18 protein-coding genes and 1 other RNA gene are annotated in these 23989 nt (G+C 47.2%); 2 read left to right on the top strand and 17 right to left on the bottom strand.

All coding sequences use genetic code 11. From position 1 onward, the window contains the following. Window positions 1-233: 233 nt before the first annotated feature. From secA to rsmI, 17 genes are all read right to left on the bottom strand, one after another. Window positions 234-2960 carry a preprotein translocase subunit SecA gene (gene secA, locus vsple_RS02335; protein WP_261882567.1) on the bottom strand — a complete coding sequence of 909 codons (2727 nt, stop codon included), beginning with the start codon at window positions 2958-2960 and terminating at the stop codon, window positions 234-236. A gap of 379 nt (window positions 2961-3339) precedes the next feature. Beyond that, window positions 3340-4257: a UDP-3-O-acyl-N-acetylglucosamine deacetylase gene (gene lpxC / locus vsple_RS02330; protein ID WP_032553123.1), complete on the bottom strand. Its 918-nt coding sequence runs from the start codon at window positions 4255-4257 to the stop codon at window positions 3340-3342. A 95-nt stretch (window positions 4258-4352) separates the two neighbouring features. After that, window positions 4353-5582, bottom strand: coding sequence for a cell division protein FtsZ (gene ftsZ / locus vsple_RS02325; protein WP_261882566.1), 1230 nt, complete (start codon window positions 5580-5582; stop codon window positions 4353-4355). A gap of 30 nt (window positions 5583-5612) precedes the next feature. Next, a complete protein-coding gene (gene ftsA, locus vsple_RS02320; RefSeq protein ID WP_261882565.1) occupies window positions 5613-6881 on the bottom strand; it encodes a cell division protein FtsA in 1269 nt (422 codons plus the stop codon). Beyond that, window positions 6874-7653 carry a cell division protein FtsQ/DivIB gene (locus vsple_RS02315; protein WP_255231469.1) on the bottom strand — a complete coding sequence of 260 codons (780 nt, stop codon included), beginning with the start codon at window positions 7651-7653 and terminating at the stop codon, window positions 6874-6876. The genes ftsA and vsple_RS02315 overlap by 8 nt, the downstream gene beginning before the upstream one ends. A gap of 194 nt (window positions 7654-7847) precedes the next feature. Then, entirely contained in the window at window positions 7848-9308 is a 1461-nt protein-coding gene (murC, locus tag vsple_RS02310) for a UDP-N-acetylmuramate--L-alanine ligase (protein WP_255231470.1), read from the bottom strand. A gap of 13 nt (window positions 9309-9321) precedes the next feature. Then, a complete protein-coding gene (murG, locus tag vsple_RS02305; protein WP_261882564.1) occupies window positions 9322-10383 on the bottom strand; it encodes an undecaprenyldiphospho-muramoylpentapeptide beta-N-acetylglucosaminyltransferase in 1062 nt (353 codons plus the stop codon). A 7-nt stretch (window positions 10384-10390) separates the two neighbouring features. Further along, entirely contained in the window at window positions 10391-11578 is a 1188-nt protein-coding gene (gene ftsW / locus vsple_RS02300; RefSeq protein WP_372064208.1) for a cell division protein FtsW, read from the bottom strand. Window positions 11579-11608: 30 nt separating this feature from the next. Further along, entirely contained in the window at window positions 11609-12925 is a 1317-nt protein-coding gene (gene murD / locus vsple_RS02295; RefSeq protein ID WP_261882562.1) for a UDP-N-acetylmuramoyl-L-alanine--D-glutamate ligase, read from the bottom strand. 58 nt (window positions 12926-12983) lie between these two features. Next, window positions 12984-14066, bottom strand: coding sequence for a phospho-N-acetylmuramoyl-pentapeptide-transferase (mraY, locus tag vsple_RS02290; RefSeq protein WP_032553116.1), 1083 nt, complete (start codon window positions 14064-14066; stop codon window positions 12984-12986). After that, on the bottom strand, window positions 14063-15439 hold the full coding sequence (locus vsple_RS02285) for a UDP-N-acetylmuramoyl-tripeptide--D-alanyl-D-alanine ligase (RefSeq protein ID WP_261882561.1): 1377 nt from the start codon (window positions 15437-15439) through the stop codon (window positions 14063-14065). Before vsple_RS02285 ends, mraY begins: the two co-directional genes overlap by 4 nt. Further along, entirely contained in the window at window positions 15432-16922 is a 1491-nt protein-coding gene (gene murE / locus vsple_RS02280) for a UDP-N-acetylmuramoyl-L-alanyl-D-glutamate--2,6-diaminopimelate ligase (RefSeq protein WP_261882560.1), read from the bottom strand. The genes vsple_RS02285 and murE overlap by 8 nt, the downstream gene beginning before the upstream one ends. Before the next feature lie 18 nt (window positions 16923-16940). Further along, complete coding sequence (locus tag vsple_RS02275) at window positions 16941-18701, bottom strand: penicillin-binding transpeptidase domain-containing protein (protein ID WP_255231476.1); 1761 nt, start codon at window positions 18699-18701, stop codon at window positions 16941-16943. Continuing rightward, entirely contained in the window at window positions 18698-19015 is a 318-nt protein-coding gene (gene ftsL / locus vsple_RS02270; protein WP_255231477.1) for a cell division protein FtsL, read from the bottom strand. The genes vsple_RS02275 and ftsL overlap by 4 nt, the downstream gene beginning before the upstream one ends. Before the next feature lie 3 nt (window positions 19016-19018). Continuing rightward, a complete protein-coding gene (gene rsmH / locus vsple_RS02265) occupies window positions 19019-19969 on the bottom strand; it encodes a 16S rRNA (cytosine(1402)-N(4))-methyltransferase RsmH (RefSeq protein ID WP_032553111.1) in 951 nt (316 codons plus the stop codon). A gap of 228 nt (window positions 19970-20197) precedes the next feature. Then, window positions 20198-20637: RNase P RNA component class A (rnpB, locus tag vsple_RS02260), an RNA gene on the bottom strand. Window positions 20638-20861: 224 nt separating this feature from the next. After that, window positions 20862-21728, bottom strand: a complete 867-nt coding sequence (gene rsmI, locus vsple_RS02255; RefSeq protein ID WP_150895845.1) for a 16S rRNA (cytidine(1402)-2'-O)-methyltransferase — start codon at window positions 21726-21728, stop codon at window positions 20862-20864. 62 nt (window positions 21729-21790) lie between these two features. Here rsmI and vsple_RS02250 point away from each other — a divergent pair, with 62 nt between their 5' ends. Next, on the top strand, window positions 21791-23602 hold the full coding sequence (locus vsple_RS02250) for a penicillin-binding protein activator (protein WP_261882559.1): 1812 nt from the start codon (window positions 21791-21793) through the stop codon (window positions 23600-23602). After that, window positions 23589-23987 (top strand): YraN family protein, encoded by a 399-nt coding sequence (locus vsple_RS02245; RefSeq protein WP_261883110.1) that lies wholly within the window; start codon window positions 23589-23591, stop codon window positions 23985-23987. The genes vsple_RS02250 and vsple_RS02245 overlap by 14 nt, the downstream gene beginning before the upstream one ends. Window positions 23988-23989 lie beyond the last annotated feature (2 nt).

Below are 23989 nucleotides of genomic sequence, written 5' to 3'. Positions count from 1 at the left end.
TTAGTTCGAAAGATCCCCGACTCGCTCATCCCTCACTCTCGAGGATGACGCTATCGAAACCTTATTACTTTCACATACAAAAAGAGCCGCCTAAGCGACTCTTTATATTCTATTTGTCAGTTTTATGAAGCTAAGTTGTAGTGCCTGAGAGCAAGGCGGTGGCACAGAGCTTACGACTGTAAGTGAGTACCACCAACGTAGCTATCATGCGCTACAGCGACGATTCATTAAACTTACGCAATTTTACCATGGCACTGCTTGTACTTCTTGCCACTGCCACATGGACATGGCTCATTACGGCCAACTTTGCGCTCGTCACGTACAACTGGCTGATGCCCTTCTGCTGACTCTTCGCCGTCAGATAGTTGGTTTTCAGCTGAAGCGTGTTGAGCTTGTGCACGGCGTGCCGCCTCTTCAGCTTGAGCTTGACGCTGCGCTTCCATCTTCTCTACTTCTTCTTGTTGCTGCACTCGAACTTTCGAAAGGATAGTAATCACGTCAGACTTAAGCACTTCTAGGAGACCTTCAAACAGTTCAAACGACTCGCGCTTGTACTCTTGTTTCGGGTTCTTCTGTGCGTAACCACGCAGATGGATACCTTGACGAAGGTGATCCATTGCCGCCAAGTGCTCTTTCCACAAACCATCAAGAGTTTGTAGCATGACAGACTTCTCGAAGTTGCGCAGAACTTGTGCGCCAACCACTTCTTCTTTCTGTTTGTAAACATCAACAGCCATGCCTAGGATGCGTTCACGCAGTGCTTCTTCGTAAAGCTTATCGTCTTCGTCTAACCAACCTTGAATATCAAAGTCTAGATCGAAGTCGTTCTTCAGACGGTCTTGAAGACCTGAGATATCCCACATGTCTTCTAGTGATTGTGGCGGGATGTATTCATCAATAACTGATGTGAACACATCTTCACGGTTGTGTTCGATCATCTCGCTGATGTCGTCAGAACTCATTAGCTCATCACGCAGTTCGTAAACCACTTTACGCTGATCGTTCGCTACGTCATCGTACTCTAGAAGCTGCTTACGGATATCGAAGTTGCGACCTTCAACCTTACGTTGTGCTTTTTCAATAGAACGAGATAGCATCTTAGATTCAATCGCTTCACCCTCTTCCATACCGCTCTGGATAAGACCAGCCATACGGTCAGATGTGAAGATACGCAGTAGCGAGTCTTCCATTGATAGATAGAAACGAGAAGAACCTGCGTCACCCTGACGACCAGAACGACCACGTAGCTGGTTATCGATACGACGAGATTCGTGACGCTCAGTACCAATGATGTGTAGACCACCAGACTCTAGTACTTTGTCATGAACCACTTTCCAATCTGCTTTGATCTTGTCAATCTGCTCTTGAGTTGGGTTTTGTAGTTTTTCAACTTCCGCTTGCCAGCTACCACCTAACACGATATCAGTACCACGACCGGCCATGTTCGTTGCGATAGTCACAGCACCGGGTGTACCCGCTTGCGCTACGATTTCCGCTTCTTTTTCGTGGAACTTCGCGTTCAGTACGTTGTGCTTAATTTTTGCTTTTTTCAGAGCGTTCGACAGCAGTTCAGATTTCTCGATAGAAACCGTACCCACCAGCGATGGTTGACCTGCAGCAACACGCTCTTTGATGTCTTCAATGATGGCGTTGAACTTGTCAGCTTCAGTACGATAAACCACGTCAGGCATATCGTTACGAACCATAGGCTTGTTGGTTGGGATAACCACCGTTTCTAAGCCGTAGATCGATTGGAATTCGAATGCTTCTGTGTCTGCCGTACCTGTCATACCTGACAGTTTTTCGTATAGACGGAAGAAGTTCTGGAAAGTAATCGAAGCAAGAGTTTGGTTTTCGTTCTGAATCTTAACGCCTTCTTTTGCCTCAACCGCTTGGTGCAGACCTTCAGACCAACGACGACCAGGCATTGTACGACCAGTGTGTTCATCAACGATAACCACTTCGCCTTCTTCAGTAACGATGTAGTCTACGTTCTTCTCGAACAATACGTGCGCGCGCAGGGCTGCATTAACGTGGTGTAGTAGGCTGATATTAGCTGGAGAGTAAAGCGTGTCGCCCTCTTCCATCAGGCCGTTTTTCACCATTAGCTCTTCAACAAATTCTTGACCGTTTTCAGTCAGGTGAACCTGTTTAGACTTCTCGTCCATGGTGTAGTGACCTTCACCACGGTACTCCTCTGAGTCTTCTTTATCTTGAAGCTCTAGATGAGGGATCAGAGTGTTGATTCGAGTGTAAAGATCTGAGCTATCTTCAGCTGGGCCAGAGATAATAAGAGGAGTACGCGCTTCATCGATTAGGATTGAGTCCACCTCATCGACAACTGCGAAAAAGCGTTCACGTTGTACACGGTCTTCCGCGCGGAAAGCCATGTTGTCACGTAGGTAGTCAAAACCGAATTCGTTGTTTGTGCCGTATAGGATATCCGCTTGGTAAGCCGCTTTTTTCTCAGGTGGAGCCATGTTTGGTACGTTAACACCAACGGTCATGCCTAAGAATTCAAATAGAGGACGGTTTGTCTCAGCATCACGCTTCGCTAGGTAGTCGTTCACCGTTACAACGTGAACACCCTTACTTGGAAGTGCGTTTAGGTAAGCAGGTAGAGTCGCTGTTAGTGTTTTACCTTCACCGGTACGCATCTCTGCGATTTGACCAGCGTTAAGAACCATACCACCAATCAGCTGTACGTCGAAATGACGCATTCCGTAAACACGCTTTGATGCTTCACGTACTGTTGCGAATGCTTCTGGTAGAAGTTGGTCTAGTGTTTCACCTTTGTCTAAGCGCTCACGGAACTCAACAGTTTTTGCTTTTAGCTCTTCATCAGACAGAGCCTCAAACGTTGGTTCGTAGTTATTAATTTCTTTTACAATCTTTCTAAGGCGGCGCAGTGTTCTGTCATTGCGACTGCCAATTACCTTTGTCAGCAGCTTAGTAATCATGTGCTTGGAATCTCTTCGTTCTCAGATCGTCCGCGATCTATTTTAAATGCCGTCAGTCTCTACCAGTTGTGAACTCGTGTTAGTTACGAACCAAGGATACTGAGATAAATCTAGTACCTCAGATATTGTGTTGGAGAGTAGAGTTTTCAAGGCTTGAGTTAAAATTATTGGCATCTAGTGTAAGTAATTTTCACCTCAACGACCATTTATGAGGCCATTTGTTTGATGTGGTTTGAACTTTTATTACCAATTGTCGATGGAATAAACAACCTCAAGGCAAACCTAATGCTTATTCCCGTGCTTTATCGCACTTTAACTTTATTACAGATACAAAAAAACCAGGCGCATTGCCTGGTTTCTAAAATCTTTGATTGCAGTTTTACGCCAAAACCATACCTGGTTCTGCAAAAGCAACTGGAGAGCCTGCTTCTTCTTCGAATGTTGCCCATTCCCAAGCTTCTGCATCAGCAAGAACTGCACGTAGAAGTTGGTTGTTTAGGCCGTGACCCGATTTGTATGCACGGAACTCACCAATGATAGCGTGTCCACACATGTAAAGATCACCAATCGCATCCAGCACTTTGTGAGTAACAAATTCGTTATCAAAACGAAGACCTTCTTCGTTAAGAATGCGGTACTCATCAAGCACGATAGCGTTATCAAAACTACCACCTAGAACTAGGTTCTGAGATTGTAAATATTCGATATCACGCATGAAGCCGAAAGTACGAGCGCGAGAAATCTCTTTAACAAAACCTTGTGAAGAGAAGTCAAACAGAAGACGCTGTTCATCAGCTTCAATCGCTGGGTGGTTGAAGTCGATCTCGAAGTCCATACGGAAGCCGTTGAATGGTACAAATTCTGCCCACTTATCACCGTCTTCAAAACGTACTGGCTTTTTGATACGAATAAAACGCTTCGCTGCATTTTGAGTTTCCACGCCAGCTTGCTGGATTAGATACACAAACGGGCTTGAACTGCCGTCCATGATTGGAATCTCAGGAGCATCTACTTCAACAATAATGTTGTCGATACCCATACCTGCTAATGCTGCATTCAAGTGTTCAACCGTTGAAATACGTACACCTGCGTCATTTACAAGTGCTGTACATAACATAGTGTCACGAACTGATGCTGGATCAGCTGGAAAATCTACAGGAGGGTTTACATCTGTACGACGATATACAATGCCTGTATTTGCAGCTGCCGGGCGAAGAGTAAGTGTGACTTTACGACCAGAGTGGAGACCCACACCAGTTGTTTTCACAATTTCTTTCAGAGTACGTTGTCTGATCATCTGCCTGCCTCTTATCAGTGCTACAAATCACGGCCAGTATTTACCGACCGCGAATTTTACCACTAAATTGACTATAGTCAAATATTGGTTGTTTGTTAATCAGCCTGACGTCGTAAGAATGCTGGAATATCTAAGTACCCACTCTCTTTTTCTGGCTTAGGTGCTGCGTTTTGCGTAGCGCCTGTACCTGAAGAAACAGGTGACGTTGTTGGCTGTGGTTTCACTTGAGGTTTAACCTCAGTTTTTTCTTGCAATGGCTGTGCCACTTTCTCTTCCACTTTTGGTGCAGCTTGTACTGCAGCTTGTGGTTGAGTAGCCGAAGCCACTTTTGCTTTACCACCGGCAACTAACGTAATGTCTGGCTTTCTCTCAGTGCCAATACCTGTTGCTACCACAGTTACGCGGATTTCGTCCGTCATATCTGGGTCTAGAGAAGTACCGATTACTACTGTTGCATTATCAGAAGCAAAGGCTTTAACTGTGTTACCTACGGTTTCGAACTCGTCTAGACGCATATCCAAACCAGCTGTGATGTTAACAAGCACACCACGCGCACCCGCTAGGTCGATGTCTTCTAGTAGTGGGCTAGAAATTGCCGTTTCAGCCGCTTCCTCTGCACGGTCTTCGCCTTTCGCGATGCCGCTACCCATCATTGCATGACCCATTTCCGACATTACGGTGCGTACGTCCGCAAAGTCGACGTTAATCATGCCAGGGCGAGTAATTAGCTCTGCAATACCTTGAACCGCGTTCTTAAGAACATCGTTCGCGCTTGCGAATGCTTCTAGAAGTGTGACACCACGACCCAGTACTTTCAGTAGCTTCTCATTTGGAATCGTAATCAATGAATCCACATGTTTAGATAGCTCTTCAATACCTTGTTCAGCAAACGCTAGACGCTTTTTACCTTCGAAGCTAAATGGCTTAGTGACAACAGCGACTGTTAGTACGCCCAGCTCTTTTGCTACTTCAGCAATCACCGGAGCGGCACCAGTACCTGTACCACCGCCCATACCAGCTGCGATAAATACCATATCGGCGCCAGTTAGAACTTCTTTAATTCTTTCTCGGTCTTCGAGAGCTGCATCACGGCCAACTTGTGGGTTTGCGCCAGCGCCCAGACCCTTAGTGATGTCACCACCAATTTGGATCACGCTGCTCACGCTAGTCTTGCGAAGTGCTTGAGCATCAGTGTTTACGCTAATGAACTCAACACCTTCAATTGACTCACGTACCATGTGCTCAACAGCGTTACCGCCACCGCCACCAACTCCAACGACTTTAATTACTGCATCGTCAGACATTTCCATCATCGGTTCAAACATGTGTTATCTCCGTTTTTCCTGCAACTCAGGTTAAAACTCTTTTTGTATCCAATTACGCAATTTACCAAACAAACCTGTCATCGAAGGCGCGCTACGCTTTGGCTCGCTGTAATCGCCTTCATCGTTTATTTGGCAGTCTCTTGCGTAATGAAGTAAACCAACCGCCGTAGAATGATACGGCTCTTTAACATAATCGGTTAAGCCACTAACTTCTAACGGCTTACCCACTCGAACTTGATTGCGGAAAACACGTTCCGCACACTCTACTAATCCTTCAATCTGTGCAGCACCACCGGTCAAAACCACCCCGGCAGCAAGATGATGTTTAATACCTTCATCTCTTAACTGTAGTTGAACAGTATCAATAGTTTGATTAACAAGCCCCATTAATTCTGTATAACGTGGTTCAATCACCTCAGAAAGTGTTTGTCTTTGCAAACTACGAGACGGTCGACCACCCACACTTGGGACGTTAACTGAGTCATCCTTGCTTACGAGTTCGCTCAGAGCGCAACCGTGTTTTACTTTGATCTCTTCGGCATCACTGACTGGTGTACCGAATGCGAAGGCAATATCACTGGTTACGGCATTTCCTGCATAGGAAAAGACTTCTGTGTGTCGCAACGCACCACCGGTCCAAATGGAGATATCCATCGTCCCTGCACCAATATCGACCACACACACTCCAAGCTCTCTCTCGTCTTCAGTGATTACCGCATTACTTGAGGCAAGCCCTGAAAACACGATCTGCTCTACGGTGAGACCACATCGTTCGACAGCTTTAATAATGTTTCTCGCCATATCGCTGTGGCAAGAAATCAGGTGAACACTCACTTCCATTCGAACCCCAGATAAGCCAAGTGGGTTTTTAATACCCTCTTGGTAATCGATGGTGAATTCTTGTGGAATCACGTGCAGAATTCTCTGCTCGTCACCTATTTTAATTGATTTCGCGGTATGGATTGCTCGGTCCATATCGTCTTGTGACACTTCCTCATCCGAGATAGTGCCCATACCTTTTTCAATTCGGCTTGCGATGTGCTTACCCGATAGTGAGATAAATACATTGCTAATTTGGCATTCAGCCATCAGTTCCGCTTGATCAATGGCACGCTGAACCGATTTCACTACCGACTCTAGGTCGTTGACACCGCCTTTATCCATACCTCTGGATGGGCTCTGCCCAGATCCAATGATATTGATTTGACCATCAGGCAGTACCTCACCCACTAGAGCTGATATGGTTGCAGTGCCTATATCAAGACCAACAATTATGTTGTCATCTGCGGCCTTAGTCATCTGTACTCTCTTCTAACTCTTGCTCTGGAAACCAGCCTACTGCGGCTCCCGTATCATACCTGAGGTCGATGTAGCTCACTCGATTTGCTTTATCACCTAACTCGTTATAAAGCGAAATAAAGCGCTCAACACGCTCATCTAAAGAATCTTTTCCTAGCTCTAGGCGAATACCGTTGTCTAGGATGATTTGCCATGCTCTACGTTCATTCAGAACCAGTGAAGTAATATTCAACCCTACGCTGTTGATCAGCGGAGTGATTTGACGCCACTTGGCGATCACTTCTTGACTCGAATCTTGAGGACCATAGAGTTTGACTCTGTCACCTTCAAGTTGACCTATATCCCCATTAAACACGTCGCCGTTTTCGTTTAGCAACATATTACCGTTCCAAATCGCGGCAGCTTGGTGCTCAGTCAAAAAAACTTTAATCGTGTCAGGCCATTGCTTACGAATAGAGACAACAGAAACCCATGGAAGTGCCTCTAAACTGTCTTGCAACACATCGATGTCTTGTGACATGAAGGTTCCGATATGTTCAATCTGGCTAAACGCTTGCTGAACATCACTGGCGGAGACATAAGTTAAGTCACCTTGAAGTACAATTTTAGAGAGAGGCAATCGTTGATCGTCCCACATCCAACTTAGAGTGGTATAGAAAAGAAACCCAATGAAAAGCACTACCAAAATCAGAAAAGAACCACCAAAGGCGTGTTTCTTTAACGATGGTAAGCTAAATAGGTGGCGGTTTTCGCTGAAAGTACTTTCTACCAAAACCCGCAGTCCCTGTCGTTGGTTCGCAATTCTATTCCCTATCTTTTCGTAATAGAGGTAAAAGCACTTACTTTAACCTATGAATTATACTGAGCAAAATCAAACTATCAAACGTTGATAATCAGATTTTCGGTTAAATTTGGGTCAAGCGCAAGAAGTGCGCGCTCGACCACAGTATGTGAGAACTTATTCTATTAAGCACTCTGCATTTGATTTATATCTAACTTTAGCGTTTCTAGCTGTTTCGCTACTCGACCAACATCGCCTGCACCTTGTGTTAACACGAGATCACCGCCTTGGATAACATTGGCTAGTGTTGAAGGCAATGCAGTAATATCTGGAACAAAAATAGGGTCGATTTTACCGCGGCCTCGAATAGTTCGGCTCAATGCACGGCCATCAGCACCAGCAATCGGTTTTTCACCTGCTGAGTAGACATCAAGCAAGATTAAAACGTCAACCTGCTCAAGAACATTGGCAAAATCATCGAACAGATCGCGGGTGCGGCTATAACGGTGCGGCTGGAATATCATCACCAGACGCTTGTCTTCCCAACCGCTGCGTGCCGCTTGGATGGTCACGTCGACCTCAGTTGGGTGATGACCGTAATCATCCACCAGCATTGCCACACCTCTTCCGGTTTCGTATTCACCTAAGTGATCAAAACGGCGACCTGTACCCTGCGTGCCTGCCATCGCTTTTAGGATTGCTTCATCGCTGATGTCATCTTCTGTTGCCACTGCAATGGCAGCTGAAGCATTCAATGCGTTGTGACGACCAGGAATATTGAGTGTGATATCCAGATTCGCTTTGCCTTCACGTACGACGGTAAACTTGCCTTGCTGACCTTCTTGGCGGTAGTTCTCAATACGCACATCAGCATCTTCAGAGAAACCGTAAGTAATCACTTGACGACTTACTTGAGGGATAAGCTCACGTACTACTGGATCATCCACACACATCACAGCCTGACCGTAAAATGGCAGATTGTGTAGGAAGTCGATGAAGGTCTGCTTTAACGTTTCGAAGTCACCACCGTAGGTATCCATGTGGTCAGCTTCGATGTTAGTAACGATGCTTACCATAGGTTGCAGATGTAAGAATGATGCATCACTCTCATCAGCCTCTGCAATCAGGATGCGGCTTGAACCTAGACGAGCATTGGTGCCCGCACTTTTTACCAAACCGCCGTTAACGAACGTTGGATCAAGACCGGCTTCAGAGTAAATCTGTGTGACTAGAGCCGTTGTGGTTGTTTTACCGTGCGTACCTGCCACCGCGATACCGTGACGAAAACGCATCAGCTCTGCGAGCATCTCGGCACGACGCACAATCGGTGTGCGCGCTTCACGAGCTGCAACAATTTCTGGGTTCTCTTCATTGATTGCCGTCGAAACAACAACCACGCTTGCGTTCGCGACATTACTCGCTTGATGGCCAATGTAGACCGTTGCACCCTTGCTAACCAAACGCTCTGTTACTGGGTTTTGAGCAATGTCAGAACCTGTAATCTGGTAGCCTTCGTTTAGCAAGACTTCAGCAATCCCGCTCATACCAGCGCCACCAATACCGATGAAGTGGATAGATTTCACTCGGCGCATCTCTGGCACCATTGCACGAATCTGCGCTAAGTCTTGCGTATGTTCAATCGTCATCAAATTTATCTCGTTATTTTGCTAAAGCTTGAATGGCTTTAGCGACGGTCACATCAGCGTCCAGCTTCGCCGCTTGGCGTGCCTTTGTTGCCATCGTTTTTAATTCATTTCTATCTAGCTGAGCGATAGTATTCGCTAGCTTTTCTGCCGTGAGATCTGGCTGTTCGATCATCAACGCAGCGCCGCAATCCACTAAGTGGTCGGCATTAAGCGCTTGCTGGCGATCTTTATGCATGAAAGGCACAAAGATAGAGCCAACACCTGCAGCAGAGACTTCAGACACTGTTAACGCACCTGAACGACACACTAATAGATCGGCCCATGCATAGGCTTGCGCTACATCATCAATAAATTCAGTCACTTGAACATTGCTCACAGAATGAGAATTATATTGTTCAATAACTTGCTGTTGATTGTTTTTGCCCGCTTGATGCATCACTGTGAAGCCTTCACCAAGCTGACCCAAAGCCACTGGCAAGGTATCATTGAGGATCTTGGCACCTTGGCTACCGCCCATAACTAGGATACGGATATCACCGTCACGTTCCGCCATGCGCTCACTGGGTTCAGGCAGTGCAACAACATCTTCACGTACTGGGTTACCCACAACATCCGCACTAGGGAATGCGCCTGGAAACGCCTGAAACACTTTTTTCGCGATCTTAGATAGCCATTGGTTGGTTAAACCGGCTACTGCATTCTGCTCATGCAGCACCACTGGAATGCCCGATAACCAAGCGGCGATGCCACCTGGACCACTTACATAGCCGCCCATGCCAAGCACGACATCTGGCTGCCATGCCTTAATGTGTTGCTTTGCTTGAAGTATGGCATTAATAATTTGGAAAGGCGCTTTAATTAACTTAGCGATGCCTTGGCCTCGTAGCCCTTTCACCTTAATGAAATCAATCTCGATGCCGTGCTTTGGTACCAGATCGGCTTCCATACGATCAGCCGTACCTAGCCAGCGAATCTCCCAACCTTGCTGTTGTAGCTTTTTCGCGACCGCTAAGCCTGGAAAAACGTGACCGCCAGTACCGCCTGCCATCACCAATAATCTTTTGTTCTTTTTCATGCTGTTACTATTCATTTAATTCGTTTTGATGCTCAGCATCTTGTTGTTCTATTAGGCGACATTCATGGTCAATCCGCAGCAGCATAGATACCGCGACCGACATAATGATCAAGCTGGAACCACCATAACTGATCAATGGCAACGTTAAGCCTTTGGTCGGTACGATACCCGACGCTGCACCGACATTAACCAGAGTTTGGAAAGCAAACCAAATACCGATGCCAAAAGCGAGATAGCCGCTAAACACCTGATCGTTTTCAAAGGCTTTCTTACCAATAAAAATTGCTTTGAAAACCAGACTGAAGATCAGCATCAATACCAAGGTCACGCCGACAAAACCGAGCTCTTCAGCAAGCACTGCGAAGACGAAGTCAGTATGTGCCTCTGGCAAATACTCTAGCTTTTGAATCGAGTTGCCTAAGCCTTGCCCCATCCAGTCTCCGCGACCAAATGCCATCAGAGATTGGGTTAGCTGGTAGCCACTACCAAACGGGTCATTCCAGGGTTCCCAGAATGAGGTCACACGTCGCACACGGTACGGCTCTATCACAATCAAACCAACAACCGCAGCCACACCAGCGACCATTAGAGCGATAAACTGCGACAGTTTCGCTCCAGCAATGAACAGCATGCCAAACAGAGTCACCAACATTACAACCACAGTACCTAAGTCGGGCTGGCCTAGTAGCAACACAGCAAAGGCTCCGAAAACCATAATGGGTTTAGCAAAGCCACCGAAGAAGGTTTTTCTCACTTCATCTTGCTTACGAACCAAGTAACCGGCCATGAAGATAAACAGCGACAACTTCGCGACCTCTGCTGGTTGAAGGTTGAATAACCCCAAAGGGATCCAACGCGATGCGCCGTTAACCGATTTACCAACAGCCAATACCACTACCAGCAAGAAGAAGGATAATCCCAATAAGTACATACTGTATTGAAGCCAGCGCTTCATCGGGATTTGCAGTACTACGCTAGATACACCCAGTGCCAGCAGCAAAAAGATCGCATGGCGGAACATAAAGTGAAAAGGCTGATCGGTTAAGCGAGCACTGATTGGGAACGAAGCAGACGTCACCATTACCAATCCAGTCATCATCAGCCCAAGCGCGATCCAGACCAATTGACGATCGTAAAGCGCCTCTGGCGTTGAGCGGTTAAGCCATTGCCAAATTGAGTGGTTGAGCTGTCTCACTTTCTGCACTGGTTCCCAGTCCTTTAACGATTAAGCGTACTTTTGAGCAAGCTCGGTGAATGCATCACCCCTTGCCATGAAATTACTAAACTGATCGAAGCTTGCACACGCCGGAGACAACATCACCATATCTCCTGCCACCAGCTGTGGTGAGACGGTTTCAATAATCTGCTGCATGGTGTCAAACTTTTGTGCCGATGAATGCAGAGGCATAAACTGGTCAGCATCTTCACCAAAACAGCACAATTGAATGCGGGCGATATTGTTGAGTACCGGTGCAAGCTCACTGAAGTCTGCCCCTTTACCCACACCACCGACTAACAAATAGAGTGTTCCTGCGCACTCTAGACCTGACAAAGCCGCCAAAGTGCTGGCAACGTTGGTTGCTTTAGAGTCGTTAACCCACTTCACATCGCGTTTGTCTGCGACGACTTGGCAACGATGGGTCAGGCCGTTATATGCTTTCAATGCATCAAGACTGTTGGTGTAGTCGATGTTTGCCAGTTTCAGTAGTGCCAAACAAACCAAAGCATTTGATACATTGTGTCGACCAACCAGAGTGAGGTCTTGGGTGCGAATAACAGGTGCGCCATGATCAACAAGCCACTCTTCGCCATCAATCACATCAACGCCAAACTCTTGGTTATCAAAACCAAAGCTTACAACTTGTTGTGAATCCAGCGGATAGGTTTCGCGATCATCACGGTTTACTAAAGCGTATTGCGCATGTTTGAAGATACGGCGCTTAGCGTCACAGTAGTCGGCCATGCCTTGATAGCGATCCATGTGATCTTCAGAGAGGTTCAAGAATGCCGCTGCCGCTAATTTAAGGCTGGATGTGGTCTCTAATTGGAAACTCGACAGTTCTAACACATAGAGGTCGGCATCTTGTTCAAGTAGATCCAATGCAGGGACACCGATGTTGCCACCAACGCCCACCTTAAGACCAGCAGCTTTAGCAAGTACACCCGTAAGGTCTGTCACAGTGCTCTTACCGTTGGAGCCCGTGATTGCCACGACAGGCTTCTCAACCGCCCAAGCGAACAATTCAATATCACCCACAACAGCACCGCCGCGCGCCAACACCGTTTGGATCTCTGGTGTTGCCAGTGCGATACCTGGGTTTGTCACCACAAGGTCGGCTTGTGCCAACCACTCGTTTTGCCAGCTCCCAGAATGCAGAGCAACACCATCCGGCAGTGACTCTTTGCCCGGTGGATTATCGCGAGTGTCGATCACTCTCACCGTGCAGTGAGGCTGATATTTTACAAGATGTTTAACGACAGAGAGCCCGGTAATACCGAGCCCTACAACCACTACATTTTGAATATTTTGCCAAGGTTCCATTTAAACAAGACGCTCTTAATGTGGATAAAGCCCCGTATTAACGAGGCTTAACGTGGAGTTAACGAACTTTCAGTGTCGCTAGGCCAATCAAAACAAGAACCATTGAGATGATCCAAAAACGCACGATTACACGCGGCTCTGGCCAACCTTTCAGCTCATAGTGGTGGTGAATTGGTGCCATACGGAAAATACGCTGACCGCGCAGCTTGTAAGAGCCGACCTGTAGGATTACTGATAGCGTCTCCATTACAAATACACCGCCCATAATAACCAGTACCAACTCCTGACGAACCAATACCGCAATCGTACCCAGAGCACCACCGAGAGCTAGAGAGCCAACATCGCCCATGAATACTTGTGCAGGGTAAGTGTTAAACCATAGGAAACCAAGGCCAGCACCGACAATGGCGGTACACACAACAACCAGTTCAGAAGTAAACGGGATATATGGAATGTGTAGGTACTCAGCAAAGTTCACGTTACCTGTCGCCCATGCAATAACCGCAAAGCCTGCTGCTACCATTACCGTTGGCATGATCGCTAGACCGTCTAAACCATCTGTTAGGTTAACCGCATTACTGGTGCCCACGATAACAAAGTACGTCAACACAATGTAGAGTAAGCCAAGCTGTGGCATCACATCTTTGAAGAAAGGTACAACAAGCTGAGTCGCTGCTGTGTCTTGACCGTGTGCATACAGTGCAAACGCCACAACCAGCGCAATCGCTGACTGCCAGAAGTACTTCCAGCGAGCAATTAGGCCATCGGTGTTCTTACGCACAACTTTGCGATAGTCATCAACAAAACCGACCGCACCATAACCGCCAAGTACTGCCATCACAGCCCATACATAAGGGTTAGAAAGATCAGCCCACAACAAAACGGTAATGATGATCGCAGCCAAGATCATCACACCACCCATGGTTGGTGTACCGCGTTTGCTGAAGTGAGATTCAGGGCCGTCATTACGAACAACTTGACCGATTTGCAGCATTTGCAGACGCTCAATTAAACGAGGTCCCATCCACAGTGACAAGCATAGAGCCGTCAAAATACTCGCGATTGCTCGAAACGAAAGGTATTCAAACAGACGAAAAAAAGAAAAGTGTGGCTGTAGCAGCTCTGCAAGCCAAATAATCATGAAAAGTTCTCCTTTAAAGCAGCGGCAATTTTACTCATTCCTGCACTATTTGCGCCTTTAACTAACAATGTATGCGACGCATTATTTGGCAAGCTTAACTGCTGCTCTATATGTGCGATCATCGCTTGATGCGTGGCGAAGTGAATGCCGTTGCAGACCTCACTGATCACCTTTGTATCATCACCGTAAGTGAGTACATGCTCAAAAGCGAATGGGGCAGCATATTCACCGACTTGACGGTGAAGTGCAAGGCTTTCATCGCCTAATTCCGCCATATTGCCTAAAATCAGCCAACGCTGCCCTTTAAAGCTAGACAACAGTTTTGCCGCCGCCTTCATCGCAGGCACGCTGGCATTGTAACTGTCATCAATTAGCTTAATTTGTTCACTCAGTTGTTGAACCTCAACGCGGCCCTTAACTGAGATTAAGTTTTTCAATCCAGTCTGAATGTCATTCAAACTCGCACCGAACTGGATGCTTAATGCAGCTGCACAAAGCGCATTTGCCACATTATGTTGACCAATAATACCTAGCTCAATGGTGATATCCCCTTGTGGGGTGTGCATCGTAAAGCAGGCTTCACCTTGCTCATTAAGCTCAACTTCGTCGGCAAAATAATCGGCCTCAGGGTTAACATCTGAGAACGTAAGCACTGACTTGTCTGCCAAAACTTCTTCCCAATATTCACCACCATTACTCTCTAAATTGACGATAGCGGTGTCACCAGCAGAGAGGCCTTGGTAGATTTCACCCTTAGCTTGCTTTACACCATCCATTGAACCGAAGCCTTCAAGGTGCGCTGCGGCAACATTATTTACCACCGCCACTTGCGGCTTCACCAGTTGTGTGGTGTAAGCAATCTCACCGATGTGGTTAGCACCAAGCTCAATCACCGCAAAGTCATCACTTGACTCACTGCGTAGTAGCGTCAGTGGCACTCCGATATCATTATTGAAGTTGCCCGCTGTAAACAGTACTTTTCCGCGCTGTTGTAGAATGCTCGCCACCATCTCTTTAACGGTGGTTTTTCCGCAGCTGCCGGTAATCGCCATAGTTGGCACTTCACATTGAGCATGCACCCATGCACTCAACTGACCCAACGCAAGTTTAGTATCCTCAACAACGACTTGAGTAATATTTAGGTCAAGTTTTCGTTCGACTAACAACGCGCTGGCTTGTGCTTCAACCGCTTGATGGCAAAAGTCATGCGCATCAAATCGCTCGCCAACCAAAGCCACAAACAGAGCACCACTTTGAACGGTACGTGTATCTGTAGATACCGAATGAATCATGGTCGCTTTACCTGCGTCCGCTGATTCAATTAGTTCACCATTTACGGCCTCACAGACCTGTTCTAGTGATACATCAATCATTGTGAATACCTAATAATTGCAGTGCTGACTCTCGGTCAGAGTAGTGCACCGTTTCATCTTTTAATACTTGGTAATCCTCATGGCCCTTACCTGCCAGTAGGATAATGTCATTGTTACTCGCTTGCTCAAGGGCAAACTTCACCGCTTGATAGCGGTCATGCTCAACGTATGCGGCTTGAGGCTGCTTTAGACCCACCAGCATGTCTTTGACGATTTCCGCCGGGTCTTCACTGCGAGGGTTATCATCAGAGATAATGATCTTGTCGGCGAACTGTTCCGCCGTCTCCGCCATCATTGGACGCTTGCCTTTATCTCGATCGCCGCCGCAACCAAAAATTGCCCATAAGTTGCCGGAGCAATGCACGCGCAGTGCGGCTAATGCTTTTTCCAGTGCATCTGGCGTGTGAGCATAGTCGACGACGACTTTGGCTTTTTGCGGCGCTTGGAATAACTCCATACGGCCAATCACTGGCTGTAACTTGGGTGCACTATCAACCAGTTGTTGTTTATCAATACCTAAAGCAAGCAGTGTCGCGAACGCCACTAAAACATTCGATGCATTAAACTGACCGATCAAAGGTACCTGCAGTGATCCCGTGCCCCACGCACCATCGAAATCCATACGGATGCCAGTTTCGGCATAAGCCACGTCTGAGGCCCACACTGCATTAGCGCGATCAGTTATAGGATTAAGCGACACGGCAACGGCATCGGATAATTCAGATAACCACGCCAACCCCACTGGATCATCGGCATTAATGATGGCGTGCTGACAGTGATGCTTGGTAAACAGACTCTGTTTGGCTAACGCGTATTCTTCCATCGTGCCATGGTAGTCAAGGTGGTCTCGACTCAGGTTAGTAAAAACACCGGCTGCAAATTTGAGTGCTTTAACACGGCCTTGAACCAAACCGTGTGATGAGATTTCCATTGCAGTATAGGCCGCCCCCTGAGCCGATAATTCACTCAAAGTACGCTGAATTTCAATCGCACTACCTGTGGTATTTTTTGCGATTTTCAGGTCGTCGAGAAAGCCATTACCTGTCGTGCCCATAACGCCAGAACGCTGACCGACTAAATCAAGCCACTGAGCGATAAGTTGGGTAATCGTGGTTTTGCCATTGGTGCCTGTCACGCCAATCAGCTGAGTCGCATCTGATTGATAGACTCGACCAGCCAGAGCAGAGAGCGCTTGATTCAGATCTTGGACATAAGCGATAGCGACGCCATTACGCAGTTCAACACTACCATGAACATGCTCTTCGCACGCTTGAGCTACCACCGCACGGGCTCCTAACTCTATCGCTTTATCGATAAAACGGCGTCCATCGACGGCATGACCAATAACAGCAACGAAAATGTCTCCCGAACTTACCGCTCGGCTATCTAACTCAAGGTGCGTGACCTCGACTTCCGCCAGTTCAGCGCAGTCAAAAGCCCCCCAAGGGCTCAGTAAGTTAGACAGTGTTAAGCTATTACTCATATCGAATCCTGATTCGCTCTATTCTTGAAATTTGTTTTCATCGGCGGGTACGTTAAGAATCTGCAGTGCACCTTTCATAATCTCTGAGAATACGGGAGCAGCAACAGAACCACCGTAGTAGAGGTCGCCCTGCGGCTCGTTCACCACCACTACCAGTGATACTCGAGGGTCGCTCACCGGTGCGACGCCAGCAGTAATCGCAATATACTCATCGCTATAACCACCCGCTTCCGCTTTACGAGACGTACCCGTTTTTGCCGCAACGCGATAACCTGGCACTGCCGCGCGGGTTGCTGTACCGCCTTTTTGGGTTACCCCTTCAAGCATCTCTAAAACAAGCTGGGCATTGTCTCTATCAATGATCTGCTTAGAGAAATCTTGCTCGTTGTTTTCAATGATATGGATCGGCTCGTAAACACCTTTGTTCGCCAGTGTTGCGTAAGCATGAGCCAATTGAATTGGGGTGACAGATAGGCCGTAACCAAAAGATAGAGTGGCAATTTCAAACTTTGACCAACGACGTCGATTCGGGAAAATACCCGTTGTTTCACCAACTAAGTTCAAGCCAGACATTTCACCAAGACCAACGGAACTGTAAAGGCCAAGAAGCGCTTCGAGCGGCATATCCAGTGCCAGCTTCGCCACACCGATGTTACTCGACTTCTTGAGAATCATGGCTAGGTCAGCCTTGCCAACTTTAGAGGTATCACGCACGCGGCTACCACCGATTTGCATGATGCCATTTCCGGTGTTGATCACGGTATCTGGAGTCGCAGCACCGTTCTCTAGCGCTGCCAGTACCACAAACGGCTTAACGGTAGAACCGGGCTCCATTGCGTCGGTCAAAACGCGGTTACGCATTTTAAAACTTTGCAGGTCGGCACGGTTGTTTGGGTTATATGATGGCGCATTAACCATGGCTAACACTGCACCCGTTTTGACATCAAGAAGAATCGCCGAACCTGAAGTAGCACGGTGATCAGCAACCGCCTGTTTGATCTCACGGTAGGCAATCGCTTGTAAACGTTGGTCGATAGTCAAGGTGAGTGGTTTACCTTGCTCACGCTCTTCTAAAGCAATGTTTTCAACTACACGACCATAGCGGTCTTTACGTATCGTGCGCTTACCCGCTTCACCGGTTAACCATTGGTCGTAACTGCGTTCAACGCCTTCTAAGCCGTGACCATCAATACCTGTTACGCCGATAAGGTGTGCGCTGATTTCACCCGCAGGGTAGTAGCGACGAGATTCCGCTTTAAGGCCAACACCTACTAGCTTGAGATCGCGAATGTACTTCGCCATCGCAGGGCTTACTTGTCTTTGAAGATAGATAAAGCGGCGCGTTTTATTGGCTGAGATCTTATCGATCATCGACTGACGTTCTAGCCCAAGTACATCCGCCAATGCATACCAACGATCAATCTGCGCCAGACCATCTTTATCAAAAATGGTTTTCGGATCAGCCCAAACCGCTTCAACAGGAACACTGACAGCGAGAGGCTCGTCGTTTCGATCAGAAATAATACCGCGTGCAGACGGGATCTCTTTAACGCGAACCGAACGCAAGTCACCTTGGCGAATCAGGTTATCGGGTTCAATAATTTGAATGTAAGCGACACGTGAGACCAATGCTGCAAATGCAAGAAAGACAAACGCAATAACTAAGTTAAAGCGCCATTTGATCAAGATAGGATCAGAGTCCTTTCCATTCACTGCGGCGGCCTTGGAAGCGGCTGCTTCGGCTTTCTTCGCAGGTGCTTTTTCCTTTTTAGCGGTCATTTCAGTGAGATCACTACTTCTTTGTCTGAGTCAGGGCGCTTCATATCAAGCTCTTTAATCGCAGAAGCTTGAACTCGGCTGTGTTCGGCAAGCGCGGTCTCTTCGAGCATCAGATTTCGCCACTCGTCATCCAACTGCTCGCGTTCCACCAAAGTCATATCTTTCTGAGTAATGGCTTGGCGAGACATGTGTGTTGTAAGAACAACCGCCATCGCGCTAGCGAAGATAGCAATGAGCAATAACAGCGGAACACGCCCCACTGAAATTAGATCAAAGAAGATAATCTTGGCTAAGTTTGGCTTGGCGGTCTTCATTAATTACAGCTTTTCGGCCAAACGAAGTACGGAGCTGCGTGAACGAGTGTTCTCATCCACTTCACTCTTTGAAGGCTTAATTGCTTTACCCACAGGCTTAAGAACTGCACTGCCTAGTGCTTTGATTTGCTCTTCAGTCAGAGGTAGACCGTGTGGCACCTGAGGGCCTTGACTCTCTTTACGGATAAAACGTTTTACCATGCGATCTTCTAGAGAGTGGAAGCTGATAACTGACAGGCGACCTTGCGGAGCAAGAATACTGGTTGCGCCTTTTAGTGCAGTCGCGATTTCATCCAGTTCACTGTTGATGTAGATACGAAATGCTTGGAATGCACGTGTTGCTGGGTGCTTTTTCTCTTTAAAGCTCTTTGGTGCTACGTCTGAGATAAGCTTTGCCAGTTGACCAGTGCGTGTCAGAGGTTCGTTCTCTTCATTCTCACGGTAAGCCACGATACCTTTAGCAATGCGGCGCGCATGCTTGTCTTCACCAAACTCACGGATAACCCAAGTAATGTCATCCAGCTCTGCATCCATTAGCCACTGTGAAACAGGCATACCTGAAGTAGGGTCCATTCGCATATCCAATGGGCCGTCTTTCATAAAGCTAAAGCCACGTTCAGCATCATCCAGTTGTGGTGAAGAGACGCCTAAATCGAGAAGAACACCGTCTACTTTGCCCACTAGATCATAGCGTTCCGCGTATTCCGCCATTCCTGAAAATGGGCCGTGGATAATAGTGAAACGAGGATCATCAATTTTTTGTGCTTCAGCGATCGCTTGTGGATCGCGGTCGATACTAAATAGTCGTCCATTCTCGCCCAGTTTAGACAGGATTGTACGGCTATGGCCACCACGACCAAAAGTACCGTCAATGTAGGTACCATCGGGTTTGATCGCCAGTCCGTCAATTGATTCGTTAAGCAATACTGAAATATGTTTGAACGCTTCTGTCATAGTCTTCTCAGTGAATGGATTAAGCCTTTAGTTTGGCTACAAATGATTCTGTTAACGTTTTAGTGTACTGATTTCGCACGTTATCTCCACTACATTGTGTGTAGCGAGTTGGGATTTTTCACCCAAGTCTCTATAAGAAAAGCGGATTTTACGGAAATCTAAATAATTTACGTCAATATAAAGCAAAAAACCCATCACTACTGTTAAGTAATGATGGGTTCTTGGAATAGGTGGAGTCGACATATAAGCCGGGTTCTGTTCCGCTTGCGCGGTAGTAGCCATTCGTCTAGGCCAGCAATCGCTCACTGGCTCAAGCAACCTACCCGCCTCCTTACGCGAGCAACGCAATGTGGAGGCCTATTTGGTCTTGCTCCGGGTGGAGTTTACCCTGCAACGGACTATTGCTAGCCGTCCGGTGCGCTCTTACCGCACCCTTTCACCCTTACCTGTGCCCCTTCCGAAGAAATGAGGCCATCGGCGGTCTTCTCTCTGCTGCACTTGTCGTGGGCTTGCGCCCCCCAGGCGTTACCTGGCACCCTGCTCTATGGAGCCCGGACTTTCCTCCCCTTTGTCAGTCTCCCGAAGGACGTCAACGCCAGTCTCCCAAAGGACTTCAGCGTCAGTCTCCCGAAGGACATCAACAAAGCAGCGACTACCCAGTCAACTCCGAGGGCGGATTGTATAGAGATTAAAGAGACGTGTCTAGCGAGATCACAAATATGATGCAATCAGAGTGTTAACCGGTGGGGAATTGAGCGAAAGAGCGGATACGAGTGACGGGATTTGGGACACGGGGGAGGAGATGAGAAAAGAGTTGAGAACACAGTAGAGATACAGATAAACGGCTTAGTACTCGTTTATCTGTACTCTAACTGCGCAAACTAAAGAAATATTAGTTATCTAGGTGCTCTAAGCCCCATTTGTACAGCGCGTTCTTTTTCAGATTGTAGATCTCTGCAGCCATTGCCGCAGCTTTCTTAAGTGGCAGCTCTTTAGTCAGAATAGCCAGAGTACGCGTCGCTTCATCTGGTAAGTCGGTTGTTGCTTCTTCGCGGTGACCATGAATCAAAAGCACCATCTCGCCACGTTTGCGGTTCGCGTCTTCTTCAATCCACTCAATCAGCTCACCCAGTGGCATACCTTGAATAGTTTCGAAGGTCTTCGTTAGCTCACGCGCTAGTACAACTTCACGCTCAGGGCCTAAAATATCTAGCATATCCTGTAGAGAATCTGAGATACGGTGCGGTGACTCGTAGAAAATACATGTGCGTTCCGCTTTCGCGATCTCAAGGAACTTATCTTTACGACCTTTGCTCTTAGGTGGTAAGAAGCCTTCAAAACTGAAGCGATCCGACGGTAGACCCGATGCACTTAACGCGGTGATGACAGCACATGCACCAGGAAGTGGTACAACTCTCACACCAGCCTGACGACATTGTGATACAAGGTGGTAACCTGGATCACTGATTAAAGGGGTTCCTGCATCTGAGACTAATGCGATAGACTGACCCTCTAATAATTTTTCTACTAGAACTTGCGCCTTAGTTTGCTCATTATGGTCATGTAAAGCGAACGTTCTGGTGGATATATTGAAGTGAGCAAGCAGCTTACCCGTGTGACGTGTGTCTTCCGCTGCAATAACATCGACACTTGATAATACTTCGATTGCTCTTTGCGTGATGTCTCCCAAATTTCCGATAGGAGTCGGCACAATATAGAGAGTTGGGCTCTCTGTGAGCAAGGTTTTGTTATCTGTCATTTGTTTACCATCACTTCAACGATTAATATAGATACAAATTTATACGGAATTAAAAAGAACTCATGGCAACAATGAACCATAAGAGACTCAGTGTACCACGCTTACTAACTCCAATTGCATTAGCAATTTCATTGGCGGCTTGTTCTTCTGCGCCACAAGCCCCGACGCGTGTTGATATTACACTTGATCCGACACAATCGACAGAAAGTTATATGATGCAAGCAGACAGCAGCAAAGGTAGTCTGCAAAATGATTGGCTGATCATGGCACTAAAATCGTCGGTGCAAGCGGGCAAAACCGATCAAGCAACTTTGCTGATCAAACGCTTGGCAAAACAGCCACTCACAGAAACCCAACAGGCTGAATGGCAACTGGCACGTGCGCAGCTGCTATTCAATAATCAGCAGACTGAGCAAGCGTATCAACAACTGAACTTCCAACCGTGGTGGAAACTGCCGAATGAGCAGTGGAAAGACTACCACAACCTGCGTGCTGATATTCTTGAGGTATTGAATCAGTACTTCGAAGCGAGTCGCGAACTCACTAAACTTGAAGAGTTTGATGATAACCAAGATCAACAGTTGATCGCTGATCGTATCTGGAAAAATCTTAGCAGCTACTCTCAATATGAAGTGCTAGCACTAAAAACCGCGCCAGACGAAGATGTTTTGGCTGGTTGGTTACAGCTTTCTATCTACCTGAAAACCCTAAACGGTAATCTGCCTGAGCTGCAAAGCACACTGCAAGACTGGTTGGCGGAGAATCCGTACCACCCAGCGGCGAAGTACACACCGCAAGCGATCAGTGACATTCTGAGCCTAGAGATCAGTAAGCCAACCAGTACAGCCTTACTGCTACCTTTAACTGGTAAGTACAGTAAACAGGCGCAGCTGGTACGTGATGGCTTCATTTTTGCGATGATGAACGACAAAGAGCGCGAAGAAGACGCAACGCTAACGGTTTTAGATACCAACACGCAAAGTGCTGAAGAGATCAAACAGACGCTGATTGCCAACAAAGTCGACTTCATCGTCGGCCCATTGGTTAAGAGCAATATCACCAAGCTCCAGGAAGCTCAGAAAGGGGATGAAAATGCTATTCCAGCACTTGCTCTGAACATTCCAGATCATATAGAGGCAGGCACCAAACTTTGCTACCTGGCACTATCACCAGAGCAAGAAGTCGCCCAAGCCGCTAAGCACCTCTTCACTCAGGGTTACAAGTATCCTCTCATCTTGGCACCAAAAGGCCGACTGGGCGATCGTGTACAAGAAGCCTTCAAAGAAGAGTGGTCTAAATACAGTAGCAATGATGTCGCAACGTCATTCTTCTCTGACAAGCGACAGTTACAACGCAATGTAAATCAGATATTCGGACTACAAGAGAGCCAACAGCGCATTGCGCAGATGGATACCCTGATCGACTTGCCACTAGAGACAGAGCCGCGCAGCCGTCGCGACGTCGACGCAGTATACATCGTGGCGAATAACTCTGAGCTCACGTTGATCAAACCTTTCATTGAAGTCGCCATTAACCCAGATGCAAAGCAACCGGCGTTGTTCTCGAACTCTTTCAGCAACAGTGGCGGTAAACAGTATGAAGACCTAACCGGTGTTTTCTATAGTGATATTCCGCTGCTTATAGAGAACAAAGGCGAGCTCAATAAGCAGTTAAATGAGCTTTGGCCTTCTCACACTAATGGTCAAAAGCGCCTGCAAGCACTAGGGATGGATGCGTACTACCTAATGGACGCGCTTCCACAAATGAAAGCCGTTGAAGGACATAGTATTTCTGGTGAAACCGGCGTGCTGACTATCGACAACAACTGTGTTGTACAGCGTCAAATCAGCTGGGCAGAGCATGGGGCTCTTTAGTCGAACCAAACTGATACAAAAACTCAACGCCCACAGACAAGTGGGCGATAGGTACGAACGCGTGGCCAGAGATCACCTCAAAGGGCACGGGCTCACTTTAATTGAGCAAAACTTCGTAGCCAAATGTGGTGAAATTGATCTTATAATGCACCACAACCAGACTATTGTGTTTGTTGAAGTCAAATACCGAAAACAGACACGTTATGGGCATGCAGCAGAAATGGTCACCGCCGGCAAGGCGAAAAAGTTGATCAACACCGCCAATCTATGGCTGATGAAGCAAGGCATGTCGGTACACTCGACTAATTTCCGGTTTGATGTTGTGGCTATTGAAGGGCCAAATGAACAGATCAACTGGATACAAAATGCAATTACCCAAGGATAAAC

The organism is Vibrio pelagius, from assembly GCF_024347575.1.
Classification (GTDB): domain Bacteria; phylum Pseudomonadota; class Gammaproteobacteria; order Enterobacterales; family Vibrionaceae; genus Vibrio; species Vibrio pelagius.
Note: the sequence above shows the minus strand (reverse complement) of the source record. Positions and strands in the feature narration are given on the sequence as shown.